Origin of the sequence: Acinetobacter sp. WC-323, from assembly GCF_000314615.1 — a bacterium.
Taxonomy (GTDB): Bacteria; Pseudomonadota; Gammaproteobacteria; order Pseudomonadales; family Moraxellaceae; genus Acinetobacter; species Acinetobacter courvalinii.
In genome coordinates, this window is sequence record NZ_AMZS01000077.1 from 1 (window position 1) to 13474 (window position 13474).

Here is a 13474-nt window from a genome sequence, read left to right on the forward strand (position 1 = left end):
AAGCAAAGCCAAGATAGGTGGTGGAAAATTTAGGCCATTGCGCGCAATTGAAAAACCTTAGCGTGCTATATTTTCCGTTTCCTGAGACGACCCCTATCATTACGACGAACTTGAGCTTCTCGGAATGGAGCAATGTATTTGGTGATGCTAAGTTGACGACTGCACTGCTGGATCGACTGACTCATCATTGCCATATCATCGAAACGGGTAATGAATCCTATCGTTTTAAGCAAAGCACGGAGGAAGCCAAGCAGCGTATAAAGAAACGAGAAGCAGAGAAAGGAGAGTTATTTTAACCGTCGATCAGTGAAGAAAAAGCAACAGCAATTGATCGATTTATCCACAGCAGTGTAGTACGCTACATTGCTTAAATGCCTGGTCAATATTCAACGAGCATCGCTGGTCAATATTAAGTGAGCGTCAACAATCTTGGGCATTTCGGGGTATCTCTGGTGGCACAAACAGGTTTGCAGTTTGACCTTTCCACATCTCAGGGAAAGCTCATGGCTTCTGTGATGTCTGCATTAGCAGAGTTTGAGGGAGATTTACTACGTGAACGTGTGCGCTCTGGTGTAGCAGCGGCACAAGCGCGTGGCGTTGTGTTTGGTCGTCGTCCTGGTCAACGTACCAAGTCAGATCGTCTGGCACCTAAAGTGTTGGAGTTGGTGTCTGCTGGACACTCTTATCGACAAGTCGGTCGGCTGGTCAATCTAAGCAAAAATACCGTGTTGGATATCGTTAAAAGAAGTCGGAGTGAAAATCCTTAGCGTGCTATATTTTCCGTTTCCTGAGACGACCCCTAACTGAAGACATTGACGGTGGATGGGCTGCAATGGGAATTAAAACCTCTACAGAGTTCACAGCGGGTTGCAAGCGTTGGGTTGAGTTGAGGTTATCGGATTGGAAGTGGAGGGCTGCCATATGATTGCCATCTCTGACATAGCGTTTTAAGGTATTTTTCTAGGGCGTATTGATGTTTCAACGTATTAACAATCATACGAACAACCTCATTCTCTCAGGTCATTTTCTTCTTGCCGATGGGTGATTTTTCGCCGATAAGCACTTGGTGATACACCAAACCAGCGTTTAAACGCGCGCCGAAAATTAGCAGAGTCGTGGTAATTCAGTAAGCTGGCAATTGCCTCGACCGATATTTGAGGGTCATGTAAATAACTACTGGCTTTCTCAGATAAAATCCGATCTCGAATCAGCCGGTAACTCGTGTTCTCTTTGACCAGACGTCTGGCCAGCGTACGCTTATTCATAAACAAGGCTGCAGCCAGATCCTCTTCACTCAGTTGCCCGAGCGGATAGGACAGCATGGCTTTTTGCACTTGGTAGGTGGTGCTGTGTTGTTGGGTCTTGAGCCGGTTGAGGATCATTTCGCATTGTTGCATCGCCAGCAGATAGCTATCGTGCTGCGCGGATGCATTGGCAATCAAGCACAACTCGGTCGGCACTCGGATCGACAGTTGTGGCTGATCAAACTGATAGGTACCGGCAAGATAATCCGCGTAACAGGCATGATGATCGGGGGCGGGATGGCTAAACTGAATCACCGCCTCGGTCAGCGGTCGTCCAACAATAAATTCGGCACATTCCGAAAAAATCACCGCAACAGTTTCGGACAGTAGCCGATGTACTGCATGACTCAAGGTCTGCTCAAAGAAAATCAAGCAGGTCGTCCACTCAGCATTGGTGTGTGTTTCGAGCCTAATCAAACTCATACGGGTCGGCAAAAAAGTTTGAAACGCTTGTAACACGGCCAATAAGTTCGGGCTGCTATTGATTAAAAAGCCCATCGAGCCATGTGTTGACGGCGTGAGCCGCTGCCCTAAACGCAAGCCAAACTGATCGGATGCGGACAACTCCAAGCTATTTTGTAAGATTTGAATCTGTTGGCTGGCCGTGATCATCGTGTCGTCACGCATCAGTTGTTCAGCGGTCAGCGTGGTGAATTTTAATAGTTTAGGTAGGTCACGCGCCTGCAAGTCCAGCTCTCGGCCAATCAGACGGGTATAGCTACAGGGGATATTAGCAGATTCACTTGTACTGGCGAGACCAGTCAGCAGACTTGGATGCAACATGGCTCAAACACCTCAATAACAGACCAGTATGAAAGAACATCGACTAGAAAAATGCAATCGACGATGGGGCTACAGCGCCATAATCGTCTTTTAATGACCCTATATTGTCAACAAGAGACCTGTAAGCAGTATGGATACATGTCTATTATGAGTAAAGAGGGATGGCTATTTTCATCGGCGTCACCAGCAACCGTATACCACACAGGAGTAGTAATAATGGGTCAAATTACATTGATCGAGTATGACGGTACCGCCACCGTACTTGACATCGAAGCGGGCAAGTCGCTGATGCAACTGGCTATCGATCACGGCGTATCCGGCATTGATGGAGATTGCGGTGGCGAATGTGCTTGTGGAACCTGTCATGTGATCGTTGACGGTGCTTGGCTGGCGGCGACAGGACAGCCCAATGACGAAGAGGCGCGCATGCTAGAGATGGTACCAGAAGGTACGGCGTCGTCTCGTTTGGCGTGCCAGATTCAATTGTCCGATGCAATGGATGGCATGGTGGTGCATTTGCCTGAGTTTCAAATGTAGTGACGGCAGATTTCAACAGCTGTTAAGCATCATCATTGAGGAATGAATCATGAAAAACATGCAAGCCACACTAAACCAAATTTCAGCCCTGCTGCCGATACCCATGCATTTACAAGTGAAAGGCATGCAGGTGTTCCAAAAGGTCAAGCAACGGGTGACACAGGCGCAACCGTTCCCTGATTTTGTAGAAAAGCCAATCCCCGATGTTGCCACGCTCAAGCTCGAAGACATCGATATGAGCAATCCGTTTTTATATCGACAGCATCAATGGCAGTCATACTTTAAGCGGCTACGCGACGAGCGTCCTGTTCATTACCAAAAAAGCAGTCCATTCGGTGCATTTTGGTCGATTACCCGTTATGACGATATTGTGTTCGTGGACAAATCCCACGAGCTGTTTTCGGCGGAACCGGTGATTGTGATTGGCAAGCCGCCCGCCGGACTGGATGTGGAAATGTTTATTGCAATGGATCCGCCTAAGCACGATGTGCAGCGTCAAGCGGTACAAGGTGTGGTCGCACCGAAAAATTTAAAAGAAATGGAAGGGCTGATCCGCAGTCGGGTACAAGAGATTTTGGATGATTTGCCGCTCGATACGCCGTTTGATTGGGTGGAGCGGGTGTCCAAAGAAATCACCGCACGCATGCTGGCGACCTTGTTAGATTTTCCGTATGAACAGCGGCACAAGCTGGTGTACTGGTCTGATACGTTGGCGGGCAGCGCAGAAGCCACGGGCGGTGAGATTAGCGACAACGATGTGCTTTTTAATGCCGCCGCTGATATGGCCAAGCAGTTTGCCGCGCTGTGGCATGCCAAGGCGGCTCAGCAAGCGGCAGGTGAGCCGATGGGATTTGATTTGATTAGCTTAATGCTGAGCAATGACGATACCAAGGATTTGATTCACCGTCCGATGGAGTTTTTGGGCAATTTGGCCTTGCTGATTGTCGGTGGGAATGACACCACGCGGAACTCCATGACCGGCGGGGTATATGCGCTGAACCTGTTTCCTGAGCAGTTTGTCAAACTGAAAAACCAACCGAGCCTGATTCCAAATATGGTGTCCGAGATCATTCGCTGGCAGACCCCACTGGCGTATATGCGTCGCATCGCCAAGCAAGACATCGAGATGCACGGCCAAACCATCCGTAAGGGCGACAAGATCTTAATGTGGTATGCCTCGGGCAATCGTGACGAGCGGGTGATTGAACAGCCAGATGCGTTTTTGATTGATCGTAAAGGTGCACGCAATCATTTGTCATTTGGCTTTGGTGTGCATCGCTGTATGGGCAATCGCTTGGCCGAGATGCAGTTGCGGATTCTGTGGGAGGAGTTATTGCTTCGCTTCGACAATATTGAGGTATTGGGTGAGCCAGAGTTGGTGCAGTCTAACTTTGTGCGCGGCTATGCCAAGATGATGGTCAAACTGACTGCCAAAGCGTAGGTATCAAAATAGGCGACAGAGGCATTTTGCAACTGTCGTCGGCAACAATTGATGCTGTGCATCAACCATGAACTGAGTGAATTCATATGCAAACAATCGTCATCATTGGCGCAAGTCATGCTGCGGCGCAGTTGGCGGCAAGTCTGCGGCCAGATGGCTGGCAGGGCGAGATTGTGGTGATCGGCGATGAGCCGTATTTGCCGTATCATCGACCGCCGTTGTCCAAGACCTTTTTATGCGGTGCACAACTGGTCGATGAGTTATTGATTCGGCCAGCCGCTTTTTATCAAAAAAATCAGATCGAATTTCGGCACGGGCGGGTGGTTGCGATTGATCGGGCAGCGCGCAGCGTGACACTACAAGATGGCAGTACGCTTGCGTATGACCAGTTGGCGCTGTGTACCGGTGCACGAGTCAGGACGGTGTCGCTGGCTGGGTCTGATTTGGCAGGTGTGCATTATCTTAGAAATATCAGCGATGTACAGGCTATCCAGCCATTTGTACAACCCAACGGCAAAGCAGTGGTGATCGGTGGTGGCTATATCGGTCTTGAAACAGCCGCCGCATTGACCGAGCAGGGCATGCAGGTGGTGGTCTTGGAAGCCGCCGAGCGGATTTTGCAGCGGGTAACTGCACCGGAAGTGTCGGACTTTTATACGCGGATTCATCGCGAACAGGGTGTGACGATTCATACCGGTGTGTCGGTCACGGCGATCACGGGTGAGGGGCGGGCGCAAGCGGTGCTGTGTGCCGATGGTTCGATGTTCGATGCAGATCTGGTGATCATCGGGGTCGGGGTTGTACCGAATATCGAGTTGGCGCTGGACGCGGGCTTGCAGGTGGACAATGGTATTGTGATTGATGAGTATTGCCGTACCAGTGCGCCAGAGATTGTGGCCATCGGGGATTGTGCCAATGCGTTTAATCCGATTTATCAGCGGCGGATGCGCTTGGAGTCGGTACCAAACGCCAATGAACAGGCCAAAATTGCCTCGGCGACCTTGTGTGGCTTACAGCGGACCTCGAAGAGTTTGCCTTGGTTTTGGTCAGATCAGTATGATCTAAAGTTGCAGATTGCGGGACTCAGTCAGGGGTATGATCAGATCGTGATTCGGGGTGATGTGCAGCAAAGGCGTAGCTTTGCAGCGTTTTATTTGCAGGCGGGTCGCCTGATTGCGGCGGATTGTGTGAATCGTCCGCAGGAGTTTATGCTAAGCAAAAAGCTGATCACGGCTGGTACGGCGGTCGATCCACTGCGGTTGGCGGATGAGTCGATTGCGGTACAGGCGTTGATGGGGTAGCTTAAAACTACATCAGGCTAGATTTGCATTACGCTGATTCAGATGTTAATCAGAATGGCATCGATAGATACCTGTGAGAGCAAGTCAGGTGCAGCTTTGGCTTTGTGTAATTCACCACCCGTGATCGCAAACACGATGGGTAATCCATACCCATCTACGGCAAGATGGATCTTACTTGTCTTGCTACCTCGACTTAAGCCAATCGCCTCCTGATCGTGAGTTGCAGCACGTGCATTATGTTGATGTGCCTTGACGTAATTGCTATCCATAACCCCTACTCTATATCAGAGTCAGTAGATAAAACCCTGAGTATGCTTTGGAAAAAACCTTTTGCTGACCAGTCGTTGTATCTTTTGTAGAGATTAGGCTGCTGACCAAACTCAGTCAGGAGGTAGGTCTAGCCATGGACATTTCACCCACATTCTGTAGAGCATGGCTTCTACGGTGAGCCGTAAATTTGGTTTGTGATCAATGTCCTGTTGCTTGAGCATAGGAGAAATCTTTGCTCAATGTTGGTCGTTCAGCATAAAGCGTGGCATGGTGGACTCGGATGGGGAGAGCTTTAATTCTCTGAGTCTGCCTCCAATTTGCAATCAATATTTTCAAACGTCAACACACTCTAATGTAAAAAAACTAACATTAAAAAAACACCTCTGCCAAAAGGTCTGGTAGCTATATTCGATGTCAAAGATGATCTGGCTCACCTGCTGCGTTGTTAACTCATTCTATCAAATTTTGAGGACAGGCTTGACATTTGGTCAATCGACCAATATATATTCAAAATATGCATTTGGTCATTTGACCAATACCCGTTGAATTCTTGTGTGATATTTGCTGTGCCTGACCAAGGTGAAAAATATTGCTCAAGGTCAAATGTGATAGCAGGTTTACAGACATTCGATGCCTTTACAAGGAAACTCTCGCCATGACTCATATGATCAATATCCAGCCACGTAAGCCGCGGTTTGATTTAAGTGATGTTCCAGTTTTTTGGAACGACGGTGACCCGGTGTTAACACGCTTCTTTGATGCACTTTCTATTCACTTCCCCGATGGAGAGCGTTTTTTTATTCAGTCGGTGCGTAACTATCAGGATCTGGTCACAGATCCTAAACTGAGAGAAGATATCAAAAACTTTTTTCGCCAAGAAGCGCAACATGGCATTGTGCATGACCAGTATAATGCGGTGATGCAGTCGCAAGGCATTCATGTCGAAAAGGTCATCGCAAGATTCAAATTATTTATTCGGCTCTCCCAAAAACACCTGCCCGCCAAGTATCTGTTGGCCATGACAGCTGCCTTTGAACATATTACTGCTGTACTAGGCGAGGGTGCTATGGAGGGTGAGGGTGAGATGTTCAAGAATGCTCATCCCGCAATGCGTGCCATGTTCATGTGGCATGGGGTAGAAGAAGTCGAACACAAAACAGTAGCCTTTGATGTTTACGAAACAGCGGCAGGTGGGGGGTATTTCACCCGCGCATCTGCTTTGATTATCGGAACGCTACTGGTACATGCGGTGGTTGGCTCAGTTCTTTGGCATATGTTGAAAATTGACAAACTACAAGGTCAGCCATTGGTGCTTGCTAAGGGATTTTATCGCCTCTATGGACCACGTGGCCTGATTACCAGACTTATTCCACGCTATCTGGACTGGTTTAAGCCAGGTTTCCATCCTAGCGACACCGAAATCCCAGAAAAGGTTAATTCTTGGCTGGCTGAATATGATAAGCATCAAGACCCTATGGAAGCGTCACGAATTGTTTTTAATGTCCCCATTGCAAAAGCTGTATAGATCAGGAGAGACCGTGAAAGACTCGACTCGACTTGACCAAGTCGAGTAACCTGTCTTATTGATATAATGTTATGAGTCAAACTATGTTGAGTAGTGAATCTACGCGAGTCGAAGTTGCTGACCGCGAGAGAGTATTAGCCGCTTCTGCCAAGCTGTTTCGAGAAAAGGGTTTTGAGCGTACCAGTGTGCGAGAAATTGCCAGTGCTTGTGGTATTCTTCCAGGCAGTCTGCATTACCGCTATCGTAGTAAAGACGATATTTTGGTTGATATGATGCGGCTTGCTATTGAGAGAACTATTTACAGGATTGTTGAGGCGACTTCCGCGATTCAAGATCCACTCAAAAAAATGCAATCGGCACTGCAGACACATGTCGATATCCTTATGTCGGGTGACGATATGGTTTATGTGTTGTTGTTTGAGTGGCGCTCGGTACATGGAGTCGCACGTGAGCAGATTATTGCTGAGAGAGACAGATACGAGCGATATTGGCAGACAATTCTTGATGATCTGCAGTCTTATGGTTGTATCCGAAACGATGTGGATGCAGATCTGTTAAGACTGATTGGGCTAGGAGCAATAAACTGGGCTGCCACTTGGTATAAAGAAAATGGTAAGTACAATCTTGAACAGATCGCGGATGCGATATGGCAGATGATGACAAGAGGCATCCTTAATCCAGATTTTCACGAAGAGGCAAAAAACCTGTGACCAACTATAAGACTCCATCCCGTATCACGCACGCCATCGGGAGGCATTGTGGCAGCTCCGCAATTCGTGATTTGCTCGAGTTTAATGGGCTGAATATTTCCGAGGCCATGTGCTTTGGATTAGGCTCAGGGCTTGGCGTGACCTATTTGGAAATGGCTGACGCCCCTGTGCCATTTTTAGTGCATGTGCGGTCTTTGGGGTTTGAAGCGCGCGTATTTGAAAGTATCGGTATACCCTTTGAGTGGCAAACCTTCGAGTCACCCGAATCGGCAGCCACCGCGCTGGAGAAATGTTTGGATGCGGGTCACCCCACCCTGTTGCTGACGGATATTTTTTATTTACCTTACTTCAACAGCAGCACGCACTTTCCCGGTCACGCCATAGCCGCTTGGTCGAGAAATCCAGAGACAGGTGCGGTATTTGTCACCGATACCGAGCGTCCGAGTGTTTTGTCGGTGACGCGAGAGGCACTGACCCGCGCACGTTTTTCTACACAGCCCCCATTTATTCACTATGGCAATATGTTCACGCCCACCGCGTTTCAAGGCGAAATTACCCCCGAGATGATTACCGGTGTCATCCATGACAACGCCAAGTCATTAGCTGTGAGTGGCATATCGGCACTGGAAACATGGCTGGCCGAACTGAGTCGTTGGGGAGCCACAGGCGATTGGCACTGGACGACCCGATTTGCCTACCAAATTATTGAAAAGCGTGGCACAGGTGGCGGCGGCTTCCGCAAAATGTACGCTGAATTCCTTGATGAAGCGGTTCACTATGACGCAAGTGTACAGCAATATCGACTGCCCCTGTTAATGAGGGCTTGCGAAAAAGCATGGACGGCATTAGCCATGTGTTTGAAGTCTGCCTCGGAAAGCACAAACTTTCCATATGCCGCCATTGAAGAGGCCATTGTGGCGGTGATGCAGGCCGAACGTAATTATACAGATGCCGCCCTTGCACTTTGAGACGTGCCGCTAATTTTTTCGCAATAAAATCAGCCAGCAATGGCGGGAGTTCAAAAATGGACAGTAATAACACGGCACACCTGACCATGGCTAAGGCGTTTTTTGGTACTAATCACCCTTTATTCAATATGTTCAATATTAGTGTTGGTGCAGTGAGCGATGGTCATGCCGAGATGACGATGCCCTTCTCTGAGCAACTCTCTGACCGTAAAGGCTCACTGCATCGAGGGGCTTTGGTGACGCTGCTGGATACGACTTGCGGCTTATCTATTTTTTCGTCATTGCGGTCGTTAGAGCCGATTGCCACTATTGATTTGCGTGTCGATTTTTTGCGACGTATTCCCTCTGCGGTAGGTTTAAAGGCGATAGTGGATTGCATTGGTAGAACCGATACGGTGGCCTTTATCACGGGCCGAGCGGTTGCAGAAGACAGTGGTGAGCTACTGGCTACTGTCACTGGTTCTTTCGCAATCGGCACGATGGGACCCTCTTTTGACAGCAATGAAGCGCGAGGCGAGTGATATGAGTATAGTAAATCAGATGAGCGCGGAAACACCCCCACTAAAATTGTGTGACGAGCCTTTTGTCGATTTTCTAGGTTTTCGTGAGGAAATGCAACATGGAGAAATACAGTACTTTATGGACTTTCGTGATTCGCATATCGGCAACCCGATGATTGGCACGTTTCATGGCGGCATTCTCGCGAGTTTTGGTGAAGTGGCCGCCGCCGCCTATCTTGCCCGTCAGCGTGGTGATAATGAGCTGCCCTTATGCTCCACGATGACCTTTGATTACCTGCGGCCAGCATTTATAGGTACGTTACAGGCAGTCCCCAGTATTGTTCGTGCGGGTCGGCGCATTACGACAGTATCGGTTCAGTTACTACTTGATGGCAAGTTGGTTTGTATCGGTCGATTCCTGTTTACGGTTAGCAGCAAATAAAATTGGAGCAAGCTCAGTTCAGGATGCCGACCCTGTTTTACTCAGAAAAATTTTCAATAGATAGACAAATAATATCAAATAGCTGGAACTACTACTGATACCGATACAGCGTTGGCGCAGAAATCCCAAACTCCTTCGCCAATGCTCGCTTGGTTTTGTAGTCGCCAGATTCAAGACGTTGATGCAGCAGAGCCACTTGTTCAGGAGTCAGTGACGGCTTACGGCCCTTGTAGGGGTCGTCTCAGGAAACGGAAAATATAGCACGCTAAGGTTTTTCAATTGCGCGCAATGGCCTAAATTTTCCACCACCTATCTTGGCTTTGCTTCGCCATAGATAATCCCCAGTTAAATTGATGTGCTCCCACCCCAGCGGTGACAGATATTGCAGCAAGGTATCATCGACTGTGCGACCATGCCCTCGTAGGGCGTTAGTCGCTCTCTCTAAATAAACCGTGTTCCACAATACAATGGCGGCGGTCACTAGATTCAAGCCACTGGCTCGATAACGCTGTTGCTCAAAGCTTCGATCTCGAATCTCACCCAATCGATAAAAGAAAACGGCGCGCGCTAATGCATTACGGGCTTCACCTTTATTTAATCCAGCTTGAACCCGACGGCGTAGTTCTACGCTTTGCAACCAATCCAAGATAAACAGTGTGCGCTCAATACGCCCCAGCTCTCGTAATGCCAATGCCAAACCATTCTGTCGTGGATAACTACCGAGTTTACGTAGCATTAGCGACGCTGTGACAGTCCCTTGCTTGATTGATGCGGCCAGACGCAAAATATCGTCCCAATGAGTACGAATCTGTTTGATATTCAGTGTGCCGCCAATCATGGGTTTAAGTGCGGCATAGTCTATGTCTGACTTTGGAATATAGAGTTTCGTATCGCCCAGATCACGAATTCGTGGTGCAAATCGAAACCCTAGCATGTGCATGAGTGCAAAAACATGGTCGGTGAATCCAGCCGTATCGGTGTAGTGTTCCTCGATGCGTAAATCAGACTCGTGATACAGCAGCCCATCAAGAACATAGGTTGAATCACGAACGCCCACATTGATCAGCTTACTGCTAAATGGTGCGTATTGATCAGAAATGTGTGTATAAAATAACCTTCCAGGCTCTGCGCCATATTTTGGATTGATATGTCCTGTACTTTCAGCTCTGCCACCTGCGCGGAAGCGTTGGCCATCTGATGAGGAGGTAGTGCCATCTCCCCAGTTTTCAGCGAAAGGTTGTTTCAATTGAGCATTCACCAATTCGGCCAATGCCGTTGAATAAGTTTCATCACGGATATGCCAAGCCTGTAGCCATGAGAGTTTGGCATAAGTTGTACCAGGACATGATTCGGCCATTTTCGTCAGCCCTAAATTAATTGCATCAGCCAGTATGGTCGTGAGCAATAACGCTTTATCCTTCGCAGTGTCATCCGTTTTCAAATGAGTGAAGTGTCGAGTAAAGCCTGTCCATTCATCGACCTCCATTAATAATTCGGTGATCTTGATATGTGGTAACAGCATTGCTGTTTGGTCAATTAAAGTTTGGGCTGTATCAGGAGCCACGGCATCGAGAGGTGTTATTTTTAGACCAGATTGATTGATCATCGCATCAGGCAAATCGTTGGTCGCTGCCATGCGATTAATGATTGCTAATTTCTGCTCCAATAGTGAAAGGCGACTTTGCAAATATAGATCACAATCAGTAGTAATGGTTAGAGGTAACTCATTGGACTGTTTTAGCTGATTAAATTTATCAGCAGTCACTAAATACTCATCGAAGTCTTTGAATTGGCGAGAGCCTTGTACCCAGAGATCCCCAGCCCGTAGCGAGTTTTTAAGTTCAGATAACACACATATTTCGTAATAGCGGCGATCAATACCATCATCGGTAAAGACTAGTCTTGCCCACCGTTTTTTGATAAACGCTATTGGAGCATTAGAGGGGATTTTTCGTGTATTATCAACATTCATGCTGCGGAGCAACTCTACAGCGGCAAGCATATCTTTTGCTGCTGGGGCAGCACGCAATTTAAGTATGGCAAGAAGTTCTGGCGCGTAACGGCGTAAAGTTGCATAGCTCTCGCCAATTCGTGGTAAAAAATCAAAGTCTTCGGGTTGCGCCAGTTTTTCTGCCTCAGTAATACTTGCTGCAAAAGCATCCCATGAAATAACAGTTTCGATGGCGGCAAACGGATCACTGCCATTTTGCTTGGCATCTAGCAAGGCTTTCCCGATAAGCCCATACAAACGCACTTTGTCGTTGATCGCTTTACCTGATGATTGAAATTGTTGCTGGTGTTTATTTTTTGCGATAGCAAATAGCTTTCCAATAATGCGATCATGCAGGTCAATAATTTCGTCGGTGATCGTGGCCATACTCTCCACAACGATTGCTACCAAAGTGGCATATCGACGTTGAGATTCAAATCTGGCCAAATCAGCAGGAGTCATTTGCCCACCTTCGCGAGCAATTTTCAGTAAGCGATTTTGATGAACGTGTTTTCCAATGTCTTCAGGTAGATCGATGGCTTGTAAGCACTTCAGCCGCTCAATGTGCTCAAGCATGTACTTTGAGTTTGGTTTAGCTGGTGACTGTCTAAGCCACCCCAATATTGTCAGTTTGCTGCCCTCTTTACGGTTCAGCAAAGCATCTATATTTTGACGATGAGTTTCTGAAAGTGAGCTCGTCAAAGCAGTATAAATTATGCGGTTGGCAGATGTGATTGCTTCTGCGCAAATACTATCAATTGCATTTATAGCTGGCAAAAGGACTGATTTTTGTCGTAAATTTTCAACGAGAGTTGTGGCTAAAATAAGACCTTTATCTGTCTGAAGGGACAAATCCACCATCATATTGACCGATTGCCGATAGTCACTCAAGGTGAATAGTTTGAACCCAAAAACTTTTTTCAATTCGGCAATATGTTCTCGTCTTGTTTGCTCGCGCTGACCATAATCATTCCAGCAGTCCACTGATATACTAAGTTGAGCAGCCATCATGAAAAGTAAGGGTTTGAATGGTTCGTCGTTAATACCCAATATCACTCCAGGGTAACGCATGTAGCAAAGTTGAATTGCAAAGCCTAGCTTGTTGGATGCCCCTCGATGTTGATGGACTATGGATTTATCAGAATCACTCAGAGTGTAATGCTGAAGCATAAAAGCTCTATCATCTGGAATTTCGAACAGGCTTCCCAATTCCGTGGACGACAAAATAGAATGGCGCGGCATGGCTCATTAGTCCCAAATAAACTAAACTATTAAAGGTACATTATTTTGTACCGCCACGCTTAGCTTTGCGCTGCAATTTCGCAAGGAGGTTCAATTGGGACAGAATGCGGCCATTTATTGCCGAGTATCAACGAACGATCAGTCCTGCGAACGACAGGAATATGACCTACGTGCCTACGCCAATCGTTGCGGCTACGATGTTGTCGGTGTTTGGAAAGAAACTGCATCAGGCAGTAAGGATGAGAGATTGCAAAGAAAATACTTGATGACCATGGCGCAATCTCGTGAAATCGATGCCATCTTGGTGACGGAATTGACACGCTGGGGCAGAAGCACCGTGGATCTCGTACAGTCATTACAAGATCTTGGGCATTTCGGGGTATCTCTGGTGGCACAAACAGGTTTGCAGTTTGACCTTTCCACATCTCAGGGAAAGCTCATGGCTTCTGTGATGTCTGCAT

13 protein-coding genes and 2 pseudogenes are annotated in these 13474 nt (G+C 47.6%); 11 read left to right on the forward strand and 4 right to left on the reverse strand.

Annotated elements, in window-relative coordinates; translation table 11 throughout:
- Positions 1-77: 77 nt before the first annotated feature.
- Positions 78-296: pseudogene (locus tag ACINWC323_RS00055) on the forward strand (ATP-binding protein); the annotation flags it as partial.
- Positions 297-413: 117 nt separating this feature from the next.
- On the forward strand, positions 414-767 hold the full coding sequence (locus tag ACINWC323_RS0119460; RefSeq protein WP_009516421.1) for a recombinase family protein: 354 nt from the start codon (positions 414-416) through the stop codon (positions 765-767).
- 240 nt (positions 768-1007) lie between these two features.
- On the opposite strand, the gene cypR is transcribed toward ACINWC323_RS0119460, so the two are convergent.
- Positions 1008-2087 carry a transcriptional regulator CypR gene (gene cypR / locus ACINWC323_RS00050; RefSeq protein WP_004658508.1) on the reverse strand — a complete coding sequence of 360 codons (1080 nt, stop codon included), beginning with the start codon at positions 2085-2087 and terminating at the stop codon, positions 1008-1010.
- Positions 2088-2303: 216 nt separating this feature from the next.
- Here cypR and ACINWC323_RS0119465 point away from each other — a divergent pair, with 216 nt between their 5' ends.
- The 3 genes from ACINWC323_RS0119465 (at position 2304) to ACINWC323_RS00040 (ending at position 5366) form a co-directional block, all read left to right on the forward strand.
- Complete coding sequence (locus tag ACINWC323_RS0119465; protein WP_004658513.1) at positions 2304-2624, forward strand: 2Fe-2S iron-sulfur cluster-binding protein; 321 nt, start codon at positions 2304-2306, stop codon at positions 2622-2624.
- 58 nt (positions 2625-2682) lie between these two features.
- Positions 2683-4065, forward strand: a complete 1383-nt coding sequence (locus ACINWC323_RS00045; RefSeq protein ID WP_009516417.1) for a cytochrome P450 — start codon at positions 2683-2685, stop codon at positions 4063-4065.
- Between the two features lie 86 nt (positions 4066-4151).
- On the forward strand, positions 4152-5366 hold the full coding sequence (locus ACINWC323_RS00040; protein ID WP_001193555.1) for an NAD(P)/FAD-dependent oxidoreductase: 1215 nt from the start codon (positions 4152-4154) through the stop codon (positions 5364-5366).
- Between the two features lie 38 nt (positions 5367-5404).
- Here the strand turns inward: ACINWC323_RS00040 and ACINWC323_RS00035 are convergent, their stop codons facing one another.
- Entirely contained in the window at positions 5405-5635 is a 231-nt protein-coding gene (locus tag ACINWC323_RS00035) for an IS5 family transposase (RefSeq protein WP_004656998.1), read from the reverse strand.
- 656 nt (positions 5636-6291) lie between these two features.
- Here ACINWC323_RS00035 and ACINWC323_RS00030 point away from each other — a divergent pair.
- The 5 genes from ACINWC323_RS00030 to ACINWC323_RS00010 all read left to right on the forward strand — a co-directional run bounded on the left by ACINWC323_RS00030 (position 6292) and on the right by ACINWC323_RS00010 (position 9781).
- Positions 6292-7161: a metal-dependent hydrolase gene (locus ACINWC323_RS00030; protein WP_000149466.1), complete on the forward strand. Its 870-nt coding sequence runs from the start codon at positions 6292-6294 to the stop codon at positions 7159-7161.
- Positions 7162-7244: 83 nt separating this feature from the next.
- Positions 7245-7871, forward strand: coding sequence for a TetR/AcrR family transcriptional regulator (locus ACINWC323_RS00025; RefSeq protein WP_000952904.1), 627 nt, complete (start codon positions 7245-7247; stop codon positions 7869-7871).
- Positions 7868-8839 carry a BtrH N-terminal domain-containing protein gene (locus tag ACINWC323_RS00020; protein ID WP_000186299.1) on the forward strand — a complete coding sequence of 324 codons (972 nt, stop codon included), beginning with the start codon at positions 7868-7870 and terminating at the stop codon, positions 8837-8839. The genes ACINWC323_RS00025 and ACINWC323_RS00020 overlap by 4 nt, the downstream gene beginning before the upstream one ends.
- Positions 8840-8895: 56 nt before the next feature.
- Entirely contained in the window at positions 8896-9360 is a 465-nt protein-coding gene (locus ACINWC323_RS00015) for a PaaI family thioesterase (protein ID WP_000378064.1), read from the forward strand.
- 19 nt (positions 9361-9379) lie between these two features.
- Positions 9380-9781 (forward strand): PaaI family thioesterase, encoded by a 402-nt coding sequence (locus ACINWC323_RS00010; RefSeq protein ID WP_009516420.1) that lies wholly within the window; start codon positions 9380-9382, stop codon positions 9779-9781.
- A gap of 91 nt (positions 9782-9872) precedes the next feature.
- Here the strand turns inward: ACINWC323_RS00010 and ACINWC323_RS19975 are convergent.
- Positions 9873-9995, reverse strand: a pseudogene (locus ACINWC323_RS19975) (helix-turn-helix domain-containing protein); the annotation flags it as partial.
- A gap of 51 nt (positions 9996-10046) precedes the next feature.
- Positions 10047-13013: a Tn3-like element ISAcsp1 family transposase gene (locus tag ACINWC323_RS00005; RefSeq protein ID WP_004726714.1), complete on the reverse strand. Its 2967-nt coding sequence runs from the start codon at positions 13011-13013 to the stop codon at positions 10047-10049.
- Positions 13014-13107: 94 nt separating this feature from the next.
- Between ACINWC323_RS00005 and ACINWC323_RS0119475 the strand changes: the two genes are divergently transcribed.
- The coding region (locus tag ACINWC323_RS0119475) for a recombinase family protein (RefSeq protein WP_032881812.1) at positions 13108-13474 on the forward strand (367 nt) is incomplete at its 3' end.

What these genes read in the sequence shown, in the direction of transcription:
- cypR (WP_004658508.1), bottom strand. Translation starts at nt 2,087, where the DNA reads ATGTTGCATCCAAGTCTGCTGACTGGTCTCGCCAGTACAAGTGAATCT.
- ACINWC323_RS0119465 (WP_004658513.1), top strand. Translation starts at nt 2,304, where the DNA reads ATGGGTCAAATTACATTGATCGAGTATGACGGTACCGCCACCGTACTT.
- ACINWC323_RS00045 (WP_009516417.1), top strand. Translation starts at nt 2,683, where the DNA reads ATGCAAGCCACACTAAACCAAATTTCAGCCCTGCTGCCGATACCCATG.
- ACINWC323_RS00040 (WP_001193555.1), top strand. Translation starts at nt 4,152, where the DNA reads ATGCAAACAATCGTCATCATTGGCGCAAGTCATGCTGCGGCGCAGTTG.
- ACINWC323_RS00035 (WP_004656998.1), bottom strand. Translation starts at nt 5,635, where the DNA reads ATGGATAGCAATTACGTCAAGGCACATCAACATAATGCACGTGCTGCA.
- ACINWC323_RS00030 (WP_000149466.1), top strand. Translation starts at nt 6,292, where the DNA reads ATGACTCATATGATCAATATCCAGCCACGTAAGCCGCGGTTTGATTTA.
- ACINWC323_RS00025 (WP_000952904.1), top strand. Translation starts at nt 7,245, where the DNA reads ATGTTGAGTAGTGAATCTACGCGAGTCGAAGTTGCTGACCGCGAGAGA.
- ACINWC323_RS00015 (WP_000378064.1), top strand. Translation starts at nt 8,896, where the DNA reads ATGGACAGTAATAACACGGCACACCTGACCATGGCTAAGGCGTTTTTT.
- ACINWC323_RS00010 (WP_009516420.1), top strand. Translation starts at nt 9,380, where the DNA reads ATGAGCGCGGAAACACCCCCACTAAAATTGTGTGACGAGCCTTTTGTC.
- ACINWC323_RS00005 (WP_004726714.1), bottom strand. Translation starts at nt 13,013, where the DNA reads ATGCCGCGCCATTCTATTTTGTCGTCCACGGAATTGGGAAGCCTGTTC.